The organism is Acidaminococcus sp. HCP3S3_G9_1, from assembly GCF_052122455.1.
Lineage (GTDB): Bacteria > Bacillota > Negativicutes > Acidaminococcales > Acidaminococcaceae > Acidaminococcus.
Genome location: NZ_JBQKCH010000013.1, coordinates 24,169 through 39,023 on the forward strand (window position 1 = coordinate 24,169; position 14,855 = coordinate 39,023).

The window sequence follows — 14,855 nt, forward strand, 5'->3', positions numbered from 1 at the left end:
AGGAATCGGCTTTTCGTGTAGAATAATCTTCGTTGAGATTCCCCGATAGCTCAATGGTAGAGCACTCGACTGTTAATCGAGTTGTTGTAAGTTCGAGTCTTACTCGGGGAGCCAATTGCAAATCATGCCGGACGGATGTCCGGCTTTTTTTAAATTTACAGGGGTTCGCCGCTTCCCCGGCAGCACTGCAGTCAGAGAGAATATGAGGTGTTTCATTTGGTTGGAATTTTAACGGTCGATCAGAATAAGTGTGTTAGATGCGGGATCTGCTCCAAAGTCTGTCCCAGCTGTATCATTGAAATGGGTGAAAACGGCCCGGTGTGCATCAATGATATGTCCTGCATGTCCTGCGGCCACTGTGTATCCGTCTGTCCCACCGGTGCTCTTGATAATTCCCGCTGTCCCTATGCCGAAACCGAACCCATCCCCATGCCGGTGCTGGATTCCCAAACGGCCTACAACTTCCTGCGGATGCGCCGGAGCATCCGGAACTTCACTCCGGAACTGGTCAGTGAAGACAAAATGAGACAGCTGCTGGACATTGCCCGGTATGCACCTACTGCTGCCAATTCCCAGGGGCTTTACTACATTGTGGTGTCCGACCAGGAACTGATCCGGAAGATCTGCGACTGTGTGGCGGACTGGATGCAGGAAGAAATCGACAACAACTCTCCCCGCCGCCGGTATTTCCGGAAGGTACTGGAAGTGTACCGGGGCCGGGGCATCGACATCATCGGCCGGAATGCCAAACAGCTGGTGTTCGCACTGGCACGGCGGCTGAACGTGACCGGCGTGAGCAACTGTGAACAGGCCTGGGCCTATGTGGAACTGTATGCTCCCACCCTGGGCCTGGGAACCACCATTATGGGCTTTATTGAAACCTGTGCCCGGGCAGATTACGCCCCGCTGCGGGAACTGCTCCAGGTACCCCAGAAACAGGTCATCGTCGGAACTCTGCTGGTAGGGTATCCCAAATACAAGTACAACCGGCTGGTGAACCGCCAGCATCTGAAGGTGGAGTTCCGGTAATAAAGGAGCTGATACCATGATCCAGGGCAAGACCATTATTTGTGAAGAAGTGTTCGTCCAGCTGGTCCGGCTGGCGGCAGAACGGGTGGACCGGGTGAACCTGTGGGAACACACCGGCGGGGGACTCATGTCCTTTGCCAAAGGGCTCACCGGCAAGAACACTCCGGCGGTGGCGGTGGAAAAGACCGACGCGGAAGTGGCGGAAAACGGCACGGTGAAAAAAGGCCATGTGGCCTTCACCCTGAAGGTGTCCGTGGCCTGCGATACCTCCATCCCCGACACCATCGAACAGCTGCGGGAAGCCGTGGTGAGAGAAGTGGTGCGGATCACCGATTTCCAGGTGGACCGGGTGGACATTATCGTGGCCCAGCTGGAAGAGGCGGAACAGGTGCCGGAACCCGAAAAACCGGAGAAAACAGAAGAAAGCCCTGCGGAGGCAGGGGAGTGAGAGAAGGGGCTGTTGCTTGAGCAACAGCCCCTTTGTCAGCCGTCAACGGTCAACTGCCGATGACGGGGCTATTTTCATCTTGGCAGTACGATAAAAATAGGCTGCACAGCAAAAAGTCCGCCCTGGGAGGGGCGGGGGACCATCCGCAAGGATGGTGGTGGGGGCATCGGCGGCAGCCGATACTTTGCAGGAATGATGGACAACAGCGGGGTGTCCGGCAGGAGCACGATCTTCATATCCGCAGGTCTCGCTGCAGGATTCCAGGACGGTTGAACCATCCCCCCGCCAAGGTATTCGGTCCTTTCAGGACCTCATGCCCCCACCACCATTGCGCAGGCGCAACGGTCCCCCGCCCCTGCAGGGCGGACTTGGCCTCCGGCCTTGCTTTATAACTGCAAATATAATATTATAAGATAATTCAGTATAATTTCAAGGAGTGTTGACTTTGGCTGGCAGGAACGAAATCCCGGATTACCTGAAAAACTTTTCTCATAAGATGAGGAAAAACATGACAAAAGAGGAACGGCACCTTTGGTTCGACTTTTTCCGGAAATATCCTGTACGGGTGAAACGGCAGGTCATCATCGGAAAGTATATTGTGGATTTCTGCTGTGAACGGGCTCAGGTGATTATCGAACTGGACGGTGGACAGCATTATGAGACGGAAAATAAAAAAGCCGATGCTGAACGGACCCGGCACCTGGAACGGCTGGGATTCTTGGTCCTGCGGTATTCCAACCGGGATGTGATGAGAAATTTTTCCGGAGTGACAGAGAACATCGATCGGATAATCCGGGAAAGAATGAAGAAGTTGGGAACAATATGAGCCGTTGCCGGCTAAAGTCCGCCCTGGGAGGGGCGGGGGACCGTGCGGAGCACGGTGGTGGGGGCATCGGCGATAGCCGATACTTTGCAGGAACGATGGACAACAGCAGTACAATAAAATAGGCTGCACAGCCAAAAGTCCGCCCTGGGAGGGGCGGGGGACCATCCGCAAGGATGGTGGTGGGGGCATCGGCGGCAGCCGATACTTTGCAGGAATGATGGACAACAGCGGGGTGTCCGACAGGAGCACGATCTTCATATCCGCAGGTCTCGCTGCAGGATTCCAGGACGGTTGAACTATACCCCCGCCAAGGTATTCGGTCCTTTCAGGACCTCATGCCCCCACCACCATTGCGCAGGCGCAACGGTCCCCCGCCCCTGCAGGGCGGACTGGGCCGCTGGCCGTTGACAGGGCTGCTGCTCACCGCAGCAGCCCCTTTCTCTTGCCTCTTTTCCTCTTTTGTGCTATGATAATAGCAAACAAATGTTTAGTAAAACAAACGAAAGCGGGGAGAGTCATGGAACAGCGAATCTATGGGGCCATTGATCTGAAATCTTTCTATGCCTCGGTGGAGTGTGTGGAGCGGGGACTGGATCCTCTGGATGCCTGTCTGGTGGTGGCGGACCGGAGCCGGTCGGACCGGACCATCTGTCTGGCGGTGTCCCCGGCTTTGAAGCACTGGGGGATCCCGGGCCGTCCCCGGCTGTTCGAAGTGATCCGCCAGGTGGAAGAAATGAACACTCTCCGTCGGGGATGGCTCCGGGGCCGCCCTTTTTCAGGGAAATCCTTTTTGGCCTCCCAACTGGGCCGGGACCGGACCCTGGAGGTGGATTACATCACCGCCATGCCCCACATGCAGCGGTACATGGAAAAAAGTGCCCAGGTGCTTCAGGTGTACCTCCAGTTCATGGCCCCGGAGGACATCCACGTGTATTCTGTGGACGAAGTGCTCCTGGATCTGACCCCTTATCTGAAATCAGGAGGCTGGACTCCTTACGGCCTGATCCGGGAGATGATCCGCCAGGTGCTGAAGGAAACAGGGATCACCGCCACTGCCGGCATCGGCACCAACCTGTATCTGTGCAAGGTGGCCATGGACATTGTGGCCAAGCACATGGAACCGGACCGGGACGGGGTGCGGATCGCTTCCCTGACGGAAAAGACCTACCGGCAGCTGCTGTGGGACCACTGCCCTCTCACGGATTTCTGGCGGATCGGGCCGGGGATCACCCGGAAACTCCAGCGGTACGGCATGTACACCATGGGGGCGGTGGCCCGGATGTCCCTGGAAGATCCGGACCTGTTGTACCATCTGTTCGGGGTGAATGCGGAACTGCTCATCGACCATGCCTGGGGCTGGGAACCCTGTACCCTGAAGGATATCCGGGCCTATGAGCCCATGAGCAGCAGCCTGGGGTCCGGCCAGGTGCTCCAGCAGCCTGCCACTGCGGAAACGGCCCGGCTGCTGCTGTGGGAGATGGCGGACCTTTTGGCCCTGGACCTGGTGAAGAAGCACCGGGTGACGGATCAGCTGGTGCTGACCCTGGGTTACGACCGGTGCAATCTGGAAGACCCGGAGCGGCGCCGGTCCTACCGGGGAAAGGTGGCAGCGGACCATTTCGGCCGGCCGGTGCCCGTCCACGGCCACGGGTCCCGGAACCTGCCGGGTGGGTACACTGCTTCAGGACAGGTGATCAGGGAGGCGGCCCTGGGGCTTTTCCACCAGGTGGCCGATCCCCAGCTGCTGATCCGGAAGATCTCCCTTACCGCGGAACATGTGAAGGCCCCGGAGGCCCTGCGGTTGCTGGGGGCCGAAACGGACCTGTTTGCCCGGGAAGAGGCACCGGTGTACGCCCGGGGCCGGGAGGAGGAACTCCAGGAAACCATCCTGGCCATCCAGGACCGGTACGGGAAGAACGCCCTGCTCCGGGGGAGCAACCTGCTGCCCGGGGCCATGACCCGGGAGCGGAACGGCCAGGTGGGAGGACACCGGGCATGAAGCCGTATGAAGATATGCTGGATCTGCCCCGGCCCAGGATCTCCGGCCATCCCCGGATGGACCGGAAGAAGCGGGCGGCCCAGTTTGCCCCTTTTGCGGCCTTGAACGGTTATGAGGAACTGGTGGAAAAGGCCCTCCGGCGCCATGAGGCGGCGGTGGAGGCCCAGGTGGAACGGATCCGGGACCCGGAAAAACCATAATGTATTTTTATGCATAAAATGCAAATAAAAAATCTGTCCCTATGGCTCCATCTGTGTTATAATGTTCCTATTCTATAAAGGCTGGGCCCAGTGCACCAGTGAATGAGGGGTGGTCATGATGTTTAAAGTATTTATCGATGGCGGCGAAGGAACGACCGGCCTGCGGCTGGCCCAGCGGCTGAAGCAGCGGACGGATATCGAACTGCTCACCATCAGTTCGGACCTGCGGAAGAACCTGGATGCCCGGCTGGAAAAGATCGACCAGGCGGACGTGGCCTTCCTGTGCCTGCCCGATGCCGCGTCCCGGGAAGTGGCGGCAGCCGCCAAGGACTGCGACACCAAGATCATCGACACCTCCACGGCCTTCCGGTGCGACCCGGCCTGGGCCTACGGGTTCCCGGAACTGGGCCCCTCCTACCTCCATGCCATCCAGGAGAGCAGCCGGATCTCCAACCCGGGCTGCCATGCCACCGGTTCCATTGCCGTGCTGGCGCCCCTGGTGAAGGCCGGGTTCATTGCTCCGGACGGGCTCTATACCCTTACTTCCCTGACCGGGTATTCCGGCGGGGGCAAGAAGATGATCGCTTCTTACGAAAATCTCCATGACAAGGAACTGGATGCTCCCCGGATCTACGGGCTGAACCAGCAGCACAAACATCTGCCGGAAATCCTGAAATATGCCGGACTGGAACAGTCTCCCATTTTCCTGCCCATTGTGGCGCCCTATTATGCAGGCATGCTGGTGACCGCCGGGTTCCAGATGCCCCAGGACCTGAGCCTGGCAGCGGTACGGAAGATGTATGCGGATTTCTACAGGAATCAGCCCTTCATCACAGTGGTCCAGAACGAGGAACTGCCCAAGATGCTGGGGTCCAACACCCTGGCCGGGAAGGATTCCCTGCGGATCTATGTGTGCGGCAACGAGGACCGGTTCACCGTGTCCGCCCAGTTCGACAACCTGGGGAAAGGGGCCAGCGGTGCAGCCATCGAAAACATGAACATCGCCATGGGCCTGGATCCGGAAACGGGATTGGAATTGTAAGGTGCTGCGGAGCAGCACCAGCTGGCAGTCACGAGTCATCAGTCACTAGCCGAAAGAGAGAACCCGTCCTTTGGGCCGGGTTCTTTTCATGCAGGGGGACGAAAATTTTGAGGGCGGCCGGGCCTGCCGCCCCTACGGAACCGGAAGCAAAACGGAACTGTGGGGCAGACAGGGAAAATACAGATCCACAGGGATGCCGTAGGGGGCGCAGGCCCGGCGCCCCGCCAACATACACAAGGAGGAACACCCATGGAATATTGGGATATCTACGACAGCAACAAACAGGTCACCGGCCGGAAAATGATCCGGAACGACTGGCATATGAAACCGGGGGACTACCATCTGACGGTGCTGGCCCTGATCCGGGACCCACAGGGGAGAATCCTGATCACCCAGCGGAAGGCGGACAAGGAATGGGCTGCCCTGAAATGGGAAATCCCCGGAGGCGGAGTACGGGCGGGAGAAACCTCCCGGCAGGCGGTGCTCCGGGAAGTGGGGGAAGAGACCGGACTCCATTTTGCCCCGGAAGAGGCCCGGTGCATCCATACCTACCGCAGCGACAGCCCGGAGGAACAGAACAATTATTTTGTGGATATTTATGAATTTCGAGGAGATTTTACCCGGGACCAGGTAAAGATCCAGGAAGACGAAGTGGAAAGCTTCCAGCTGGCCACCCCTGCCCAGATCCGGGAACTGGGAAAACAGGATGATTTCCTTCACTATCACAGAATCGAGGGATTGCTGACTATGGACATCAAAAAAATCACCATTGCAGGAGCAGGGACCATGGGGTATTCCATGGCGGATATTTTTGCCCGGAACGGGTATGAAGTGACCTTGTGGAACCACCGGCAGCCCACCTTGGACAAGGCCAGGACGAAGATCTCGGCGGGTGCGGCGGACAAGATCACCTATACCACCAGTATGGACGCCTTCCGGGGCCGGGACCTGATCGTGGAATCCATTGTGGAGGACATGGAGGCCAAACTGGCTTTTTACCGGGAAATGAGCCCCCTGGCAGATCCGGAAACCATCATTGCCACCAACACTTCCGGCCTGTCCATCAACAAACTGGCGGCAGCGGTCACCGGGCCGGGCCGGTTCCTGGGGATGCACTGGTTCAATCCGCCCACTCTGATCCCCCTTATCGAAATCATCAAAAATGAGGAGACCCGGCCGGATGTGGCCAAAACCATCTATGACCTGTCCCTGGCCATCGGGAAGAAACCGGCCCTGGTGGAAAAGGATGTACCCGGGTTTGCCGCCAACCGGATCCAGCTGGCCGTGCTCCGGGAAGCCCTGGCTCTGGTCCGGGACGGAGTGGTCAGCGTGGAAGGGGCCGATGCGGTGATGAAATACGGCCTGGGCTTTAGGTGGGCCTGCCTGGGGCCCCTGGAAACCGTGGATTTCGGAGGCCTGGACGTGTTCTGCCACATCAGCGAATACCTGATGCCGGATCTGGAAGATTCCCATGAAGTGCCCGCCCTGCTGAAGGAAAAGGTGGAAGCCGGGGATTACGGGGTGAAGACCGGGAAAGGCTTCTATGACTATGCCGGGGACAAGGCCCGGGAAGCCACTGCCGCCCGGGACAAAAAGCTCCAGGCGGTGTATGACGCCCTTTACGGAGGAAAGGCATGACAGGCCCCGTCCCCGCCCACTGCAAGGTCTGCCGGGGAGAATGCCTGAAGAGTGTGGAGTTCCTGGTGGGGCTGCCTCCGGAAAAGGTGACCACCCTGCTCCGCCGGTCGGTACGGCTGAAATTGGCCAAGGGGGAGTACCTGTTCCACGAAGGGGAGCCCTGTGATGCCATCTACATCATCCACCAGGGCCGGGTGAAACTGTGCACCTACGACCAGGACGGCCTGGAACGGATCGCCGGAATCTTTGTGGAGCATGATACCATCTGGGAAGGGGTACTGGTGCCGGACAGCCGGTATTCCGCCTCGGCCATTGCCATGACGGGGGTGGAATGCTGCAAACTGGCCCGGAGGGATTTCGAGGAGGCCATCCAGGAACCGGAAGTGGCCATGCGGATCATCGCTCTTTTGAGCAAGAAGCTCCACGACGCCAACCGGCGGAACCTTTTGAAAAGCATCGCCGACCCCAAGGAACGGGTGGCCGGGCTGCTGCTGTACCGGTACCGGCGGCAGACCAGCGACACCATCACCATGCGCCTGGAGGAAATGGCCGGCAGCCTGGCTCTCCGGCCGGAAACCATCAGCCGGAAGCTGAAGGAACTGGAACGGGAAGGGTACGTAAAAAAGACCGGCCAGAGCAGCATCAAGGTCCTGGATCCGGACCGGCTGATGGAGCTGGTGAATTATTGACCCAAATCAAGGAACCTTTTTGCAAAAACACATACAATGAGACCCATCAAGAGGCGTACGAACTGTGCCCCCTTTGATGGGGTCTTTTTTTATCAGGAGGTATTATGATCCAGGGACGTATCCATTCCATCGAAACCTTCGGGTCCGTGGACGGGCCCGGAACCCGTTTCATCATCTTTGTCCAGGGCTGCAACATGCGCTGCCTGTACTGCCACAATGTGGACACCTGGAAATGCGGCCAGGGGGGCCAGCTGAAAACCGCTGACGAACTGCTGGACCAGGCGGAACGCTACCGGCCCTACTGGGGTCCGGAAGGGGGCATCACCGTCAGCGGAGGGGAACCTCTGCTCCAGATGGATTTCCTGCTGGACCTGTTCCGGAAGGCCAAAGCCCGGGGCATCGGCACCTGCATCGACACTGCCGGCCAGCCCTTTACCCGGAAGGAACCTTTCTTCAGCCAGTTCAAAGAGCTGATGGAGGTAACGGACATCCTGCTGCTGGATGTGAAGCACATCGACCCGGAAGCCCACAAAAAGCTCACCGGCCAGCCCAATGACAACATCCTGGACCTGTTCCGGTATCTGTCGGAAATCCAAAAGCCCATCTGGGTCCGGCAGGTGCTGGTGCCCGGGTGGACCGACGATCCAGGGTCTCTGCAGCGGACCCGGGAATTCCTGGACACCCTTACCAACATCCAGCGGGTGGAAGTGCTGCCCTACCACAACATGGGCCTGTACAAATGGGAACAGCTGGGGATCCCCAACAAGCTGAAGGACGTAAAGCCCCCCACCCAGGAAGAGGTGGACAAGGCCCGGAAAATACTGGGAGCCGTGTAAGGGCTGTCACTGATACCTGGTGGAAGGAAGGAACCCGGGCACGGGTTCCCTGGACGATGAACAAATATAAAATAAGTTAGCCTAAGCAAACTTGATTCCAGTCAAGGTTTTAAAATGGAAAAACGGCTATGATTAAGCCATGAAAAACGAACCAACGGGAACTCAAAAAGGAGGATCTGTAATGAACAGCATCAATCAGAATGTTGCATGGAGAGGTTTTAAAGGCGTGAAATGGACGGACGATGTGGATGTCCGGGATTTCATCCAGAACAACTATACCCCTTATGACGGGGACGAAAGCTTCCTGGCAGGGCCTACGGAAGCCACCAACAAACTGTGGGGCAGAGTCCAGGAACTCCAGAAGGAAGAACGGGCCAAAGGCGGCGTATTGGACTGCGAAACGGAAGTAGTCTCCAGCCTGACGGCTTACGGCCCCGGCTACATCGATGAATCCATGAAAGATCTGGAACAGGTGGTGGGCCTCCAGACCGACAAGCCTCTGAAACGGGCCTTCATGCCCTACGGCGGCATCAAAATGGCGGAAGAAGCTGCGGAAACCTACGGGTACAAGGTGAACCCCAAGTTCCACAAGATCTTCACCGAATACCACAAGACCCACAACCAGGCTGTATTCGATGCCTACACCGCTGAAATGCGGAAAGCACGCCACAGCCATATCGTAACCGGTCTGCCTGATACCTACGGCCGGGGCCGGATCGTAGGGGACTACCGGAGAGTGGCTCTTTACGGCATCGACTTCCTGATCAACAAGAAAAGCGAAGACCTGGACAACTGCGGATGCGGGGTTATGACCGATGACATCATCCGGCAGCGGGAAGAACTGGCGGAACAGATCCGGGCTCTGAAACAGATGAAGGAAATGGCCAAAGTCTACGGCTATGACATTTCCGCTCCTGCCAAGAACGCCAAGGAAGCCGTCCAGTGGCTGTACTTCGGCTACCTGGCTGCAGTAAAGACCCAGAACGGGGCTGCCATGAGCGTGGGCCGCATCTCCACCTTCCTGGATATCTACATCAGCCGTGATCTGGCCGAAGGGACCCTCACCGAAGAGGCGGCCCAGGAACTGATCGACCACCTGACCCTGAAATTCCGCATGGTGAAATTCGCCCGGATCCCCTCCTACAACCAGCTGTTCTCCGGCGACCCGGTATGGGCCACCCTGGAAATGGCCGGCATCGGCATGGACGGCCGGCACATGGTCACCCGGAACGACTACCGGTTCCTCCACACCCTGGAAAACATGGGGCCTTCTCCGGAACCCAACCTGACGGTGCTGTATTCTTCCGCACTGCCGGACAACTTCAAGAAATACGCCGCCCACATTTCCATCACCACTTCTTCCATCCAGTACGAAAACGACGATGTGATGAAGCCGGTATGGGGCGATGACTACAGCATCTGCTGCTGCGTATCCGCCACCCAGACCGGGAAGGAAATGCAGTTCTTCGGGGCACGGGCCAACCTGGGCAAATGTCTGCTGTACGCCATCAACGGGGGCAAGGATGAAAAATTCCTGACCAAAGATGGCAAACACATGCAGGTAGGTCCGGAATATGCACCCATCACCTCCGACGTGCTGGACTACGGCGAAGTGATGCACAAATTCGACCTGATGATGGACTGGCTGGCCGGGCTGTACGTGAACATCCTGAACCTGATCCAGTACATGCATGACAAATACTACTATGAAGCGGCAGAAATGGCCCTCATCGACACCGATGTGCGCCGGACTTTTGCCACCGGCATCGCAGGCTTCTCCCATGTGGTGGATTCCCTGTGCGCCATCAAATACGCCAAAGTTTCCACGGTCCGGGATGAATCCGGCCTGGTGGTGGACTACAAGATCGAAGGGGACTTCCCCAAATACGGCAACGATGATCCCCGGGCGGATGAAATCGCTGTATGGCTGCTGAAGACCTTCATGACCAAGCTGCGGAAACACCACACCTACCGGAATTCCGAAGCCACCACTTCCATCCTGACCATCACTTCCAACGTGGTGTACGGCGGCGCCACCGGTGCCCTGCCTGACGGACGGAAAGCCTACACCCCGTTCGCTCCCGGTGCCAACCCGGCCTACGGCGCAGAACAGAACGGCCTCCTGGCTTCCCTGAACTCTGTGGCCAAGCTGCCGTACGAATATGCTCTGGACGGGATCTCCAACACCCAGACCATCGCTCCGGAAACCCTGGGCCACAATGAAGAAGAACAGAAAGCCACCCTGGTACGGGTGATGGACGGCTACTTCGACCAGGGAGCCCACCACCTGAACGTGAACGTGTTCGGCGTGGACAAGCTGATCGACTGCATGGAACATCCGGAAAAACCGGAATACGCCAACTTCACCATCCGGGTATCCGGCTACGCGGTGAAATTCATCGACCTGACCAGAGAACAGCAGATGGACGTAATCGCCCGCCGCGCTCATCAGAAGATGTAATGTTTTAGTAAGAAGGGGCTGTTGCATGAGCAACAGCCCCTTAGTCGGAAGTCCGAAGTCTGAAGTCGGAAGCCTCTGGACAGGATCCGTCTGGCTGGACGGATCCTTTTGATTCTGCAAAACCAGAATCGCAATCAATCTGAGAGATCAACTCGTCCAAAGGTTCTACACATTCAAAAAATTTGCCTGCAAATTTAACATTCGGCTCCAGACTCCAGACTTCAGACTCCAGACTTGAGCCGGTTACCTGCAACTGTTCCTGATCAGGTTACAAAAAGTCCTTGACTTTCCTAGTGAAGTAGTGTAGAATCAGAACCATCAAAATCACATACCTTCATCGAGAGCAGCAGAGGGATTTGGCCCTATGAAGCTGCGGCAACCCCCGGAAGGGAAGGTGCCAATTCCAACAGGGATTCCCTGGCAGATGAAAAGCGAGCTCAGTCATCGAAAACACCATCTGCCCAGCAGGTGGTGTTTTTCTTTGTGTGGCTTTCGGGAAGGCGAAAAAGGAGAGATGTTCATGAAACTGAAGAAATGGATTGCAGCAGCCGTATCCGTCCTGGCCCTGGCCAGCCTGGTCAGCGGCTGCGGCAGCGACAAAAAGGCGGCCGCCCCGGCGGAAAAGAAGACCATCACTGTAGGGATCACCCCCGGGTATTCCGAACAGGTCATGGAAGTGGTAAAGAAGGAAGCGGAAAAACAGGGGCTGAAGGTGGAAATCAAGACCTTCTCCGACTATGTGACTCCGGACCAGGCTCTGGCCCAGAAGGACATCGACCTGAACTCCTTCCAGCATGAACCCTTCCTGCTGGCCTTCAACAAAAAGAACGGCACCAAACTGGTGAGCATCGGCAAGACCTACCTGGCTCCCCTGCGGCTGTATTCCACCAAGATCAAAAACGTGGCGGACATCAAGGACGGGGACAAGATCGCCATCCCCAACGATCCTTCCAACGGAGGACGGGCCATCCTGATGCTGAGCAAACTGGGCCTCCTGAAAGTGAACCCGGATGTGAAGCCCACGGAACTGACCGTCAATGACATCACCGAAAACCCGAAACACCTGCAGATCGTGGAACTGGAAGCTGCCCAGCTGCCCCGGAGCCTGGATGACACTGCCGCTTCCATCATCAACGCCGGGTATGCCAACTCCGCCGGTCTGTCCACGGACCTGGCCATTGCCAAGGAAGACAATACCAGCCCCTATGTGAACATCATTGCCGCCCGGGAAGAAGACAAGGACAACCCCACCTACAAGAAATTCGTCCAGATCTTCCAGAGCCAGCCGGTGAAGGACTACATCCTGGAAAACTGCAAAGGCAACCTGGAACCGGCCTGGTAATTGGGAAAGAAGGGAACGGCAATGAAGCTTACGGAAGAAGAACAGAAATACGCCGCCCATCTCCAGCGGTTCATCCAGTGCGCCACCGTGTCCAACGCCAATGTGGACAAGGTGGACTGGAGCCAGTTTGAAAAACTCCATGAGGCCTTCCGGGAATTCTATCCCCACATCTATCGCCTGATGGAGCTGGATGAAGTGGGCCAGGCAGGCCTCCAGTTCCACCTGAAGGGCACTGGCAGCGCAAAGAAGCCCCTTCTGCTCATGGCCCATCAGGACGTGGTGGAAGTAGGGGACCGGGGCCAGTGGAAATTCGATCCCTTTGGAGGCGAAATCATCGACGGCTGTATCTGCGGCCGGGGTACCACCGACTGCAAGCACCAGCTGCTGGCGGAAATGGAAGCGGTGGAAGCCCTGCTGGCAGAAGGCTGGCGGCCGTCTTACGACCTGTACCTGTCCCTGGGCTACAGTGAGGAAGTGTACCTGGAAAACGATGTGGACGGGGCGGAAAAGCTCACCCGGCACCTGGAAGAGAAGGGGGTCCGGCTGGGCACCGTAGTGGACGAAGGGGGCGGCCTGTTCCCGGTGGGGGACAAGCTGGAAGCCAAGATCGGAGTGGCGGAAAAATCCCCGGTGAACTTCGAGATCTACGCCACCTCTCCCGGAGGCCATTCCAGCCGTCCCGGGAAAGGGACAGCCCTGGGGACCCTGGCCAAAGCCATTGTGGCCATCGAATCCCATCCTTTCCCTTACCGGTTCACTCCCCTGACCCTGGCCCATCTCCAGAAAAGCGCCAAACTCCAGGATGCCGGCCGCCAGGCCATCTATGAAGACCCGGAAGGCCACTGGCAGGAACTGTGCCAGTTGGCCCAGGAAGATCCGGCTCTGGATGCCCTGCTCCACACCACCATCGCCTTCACCATGGCCGAAGCCAGCAAGCAGCCCAATGTGCTGCCCAGCCGGGCGGCGGCCCAGATGAGCGTCCGGGTGCTCCAGGGGGATACGGTGGAATCCTGCGAAAATTACTTCCGCCAGTTCCTGCCGGAAGGGGTGGAAATCCGCCATGTGTCCGGCAAGGACCCGCTGCCCGCTTCCGATCCCCAGAGTTACGGGATCCAGGTGGCGGAAAAAGTCCTGAAGGACCAGTACGGGGAAAAAGTGGACGTGGTGCCCTTCCTGATGCTGGGAGGCACCGACAGCCACTATTACAAGCGGATCGCCGACAATGTGATGCTGTTCTCCGGGTATCTCCGGGACAGCCGCTGGGGCGCCGCCCACCAGGTGAACGAAAAGATCCCCGCTGATGCCCTGAAGGCCAGTGTGGACTTTTTCAAGGAATTTTTACGGTCTTACTGATATGGAACTGACGTACCAGGTGGATCGGGACCATGCCGGATGCTGCGTCCGCCAGGCAGCCCGGGGTCCCATGCACCTTTCGGAAAAACTCTGGCGGAAAATCAAATGGAACGGCACCATTACCGTGAACGGATCCCCGGTTTCCAGTCCTTCTCACAGGCTGGAGGCCGGGGACCGGCTTGTTTTCCAATGGGAAGAAACGGCGGCGGTGATCCCGGTCCATCTGCCTCTTGCCATTTTGTACGAGGATGAGGACCTGCTGGCGGTGGACAAGCCTGCCGGCATGCTGATCCACCCCACCTGGTCCGGGGCCCGGGATACCCTGGTCCAGGCGGTGGGAGGGTATTTCCGCCAGTCGGGGCAGAAATGCGGCATCCACCCGTTGTACCGGCTGGACCGGGACACCACGGGCCTCCTGCTGGTAGCCAAATCCGCTTTTGCCAAACACGCCCTCACCCGCAGCCACCAGGAAATCTACCGGGAATACCTGGCGGTGTGTGAAGGGGATCTGGCAGAACCCCGGGGCCGGATCCATCTTCCCATCGGCCGGGTGGCAGAAGGGGTGGACCGGTGGATGGTCCGGGAAGACGGACGGCCGGCGGTGACCGATTATGAGATCCTGGCTGGCGGAGGGGACCATACGGTGCTGAAGATCCATCTCCTTACCGGAAGGACCCATCAGATCCGGGTCCATTTCGCCCACAAGGGGCACCCTCTGGTGGGGGACCCGGTGTACGGCACAAGGGACCCAAGGATTGCCCGCCAGGCCCTCCACGCCTGGACCGTCCGTTTCCGCCACCCCAGGACAGGAGAAGAAGTGTTCCTCACGGCCCCGGTGCCGGAGGATATGAAGGGGCTGCTGGGGGAGAAAAGCAGTGCAGAGTGAAGAGCAGGAAGGCAAACGATAAACGATAAATCCGCAGGATTGCCTGAAAGGGCGCTCTGACCACTCTCCTAAAATATGATATAATCAAGTAAGAACACCGCAAGGG

At 58.0% G+C, this 14,855-nt stretch carries 13 protein-coding genes, 1 tRNA gene and 1 riboswitch; all 14 genes read left to right on the forward strand.

The window, feature by feature from the left end:
* The first annotated feature begins 39 nt into the window (after nt 1-39).
* The 14 genes from ACTQY1_RS08630 (at nt 40) to ACTQY1_RS08695 (ending at nt 14,749) form a co-directional block, all read left to right on the forward strand.
* Nucleotides 40-114 (forward strand) — tRNA-Asn (locus ACTQY1_RS08630).
* A gap of 93 nt (nt 115-207) precedes the next feature.
* Nucleotides 208-1,029 (forward strand): nitroreductase family protein, encoded by an 822-nt coding sequence (locus ACTQY1_RS08635; RefSeq protein ID WP_279128400.1) that lies wholly within the window; start codon nt 208-210, stop codon nt 1,027-1,029.
* 16 nt (nt 1,030-1,045) lie between these two features.
* Nucleotides 1,046-1,477 (forward strand): Asp23/Gls24 family envelope stress response protein, encoded by a 432-nt coding sequence (locus tag ACTQY1_RS08640; RefSeq protein WP_154488587.1) that lies wholly within the window; start codon nt 1,046-1,048, stop codon nt 1,475-1,477.
* A gap of 436 nt (nt 1,478-1,913) precedes the next feature.
* A complete protein-coding gene (locus tag ACTQY1_RS08645) occupies nt 1,914-2,303 on the forward strand; it encodes an endonuclease domain-containing protein (RefSeq protein WP_326831137.1) in 390 nt (129 codons plus the stop codon).
* A 517-nt stretch (nt 2,304-2,820) separates the two neighbouring features.
* Nucleotides 2,821-4,302 (forward strand): Y-family DNA polymerase, encoded by a 1,482-nt coding sequence (locus tag ACTQY1_RS08650; protein WP_441368718.1) that lies wholly within the window; start codon nt 2,821-2,823, stop codon nt 4,300-4,302.
* On the forward strand, nt 4,299-4,502 hold the full coding sequence (locus tag ACTQY1_RS08655; RefSeq protein WP_154488586.1) for a hypothetical protein: 204 nt from the start codon (nt 4,299-4,301) through the stop codon (nt 4,500-4,502). The genes ACTQY1_RS08650 and ACTQY1_RS08655 overlap by 4 nt, the downstream gene beginning before the upstream one ends.
* Before the next feature lie 115 nt (nt 4,503-4,617).
* Nucleotides 4,618-5,544, forward strand: coding sequence for an N-acetyl-gamma-glutamyl-phosphate reductase (gene argC, locus ACTQY1_RS08660; protein WP_195839652.1), 927 nt, complete (start codon nt 4,618-4,620; stop codon nt 5,542-5,544).
* A 249-nt stretch (nt 5,545-5,793) separates the two neighbouring features.
* A complete protein-coding gene (locus ACTQY1_RS08665; RefSeq protein WP_154488585.1) occupies nt 5,794-7,182 on the forward strand; it encodes a 3-hydroxyacyl-CoA dehydrogenase NAD-binding domain-containing protein in 1,389 nt (462 codons plus the stop codon).
* Nucleotides 7,179-7,871 carry a Crp/Fnr family transcriptional regulator gene (locus ACTQY1_RS08670; protein WP_154488584.1) on the forward strand — a complete coding sequence of 231 codons (693 nt, stop codon included), beginning with the start codon at nt 7,179-7,181 and terminating at the stop codon, nt 7,869-7,871. The genes ACTQY1_RS08665 and ACTQY1_RS08670 overlap by 4 nt, the downstream gene beginning before the upstream one ends.
* 104 nt (nt 7,872-7,975) lie before the next feature.
* Nucleotides 7,976-8,707, forward strand: coding sequence for a pyruvate formate-lyase-activating protein (gene pflA, locus ACTQY1_RS08675; RefSeq protein WP_288311357.1), 732 nt, complete (start codon nt 7,976-7,978; stop codon nt 8,705-8,707).
* A gap of 181 nt (nt 8,708-8,888) precedes the next feature.
* Nucleotides 8,889-11,168 (forward strand): formate C-acetyltransferase, encoded by a 2,280-nt coding sequence (gene pflB, locus ACTQY1_RS08680; RefSeq protein ID WP_302575966.1) that lies wholly within the window; start codon nt 8,889-8,891, stop codon nt 11,166-11,168.
* Nucleotides 11,169-11,499: 331 nt separating this feature from the next.
* Nucleotides 11,500-11,599, forward strand: a riboswitch (SAM riboswitch).
* Between the two features lie 89 nt (nt 11,600-11,688).
* Entirely contained in the window at nt 11,689-12,510 is an 822-nt protein-coding gene (locus ACTQY1_RS08685) for a MetQ/NlpA family ABC transporter substrate-binding protein (RefSeq protein WP_022486961.1), read from the forward strand.
* 21 nt (nt 12,511-12,531) lie between these two features.
* A complete protein-coding gene (locus ACTQY1_RS08690; protein ID WP_154488580.1) occupies nt 12,532-13,863 on the forward strand; it encodes a M20/M25/M40 family metallo-hydrolase in 1,332 nt (443 codons plus the stop codon).
* Between the two features lies 1 nt (nt 13,864).
* Entirely contained in the window at nt 13,865-14,749 is an 885-nt protein-coding gene (locus ACTQY1_RS08695) for an RluA family pseudouridine synthase (protein ID WP_441374058.1), read from the forward strand.
* The last annotated feature ends 106 nt before the right edge of the window (nt 14,750-14,855 follow it).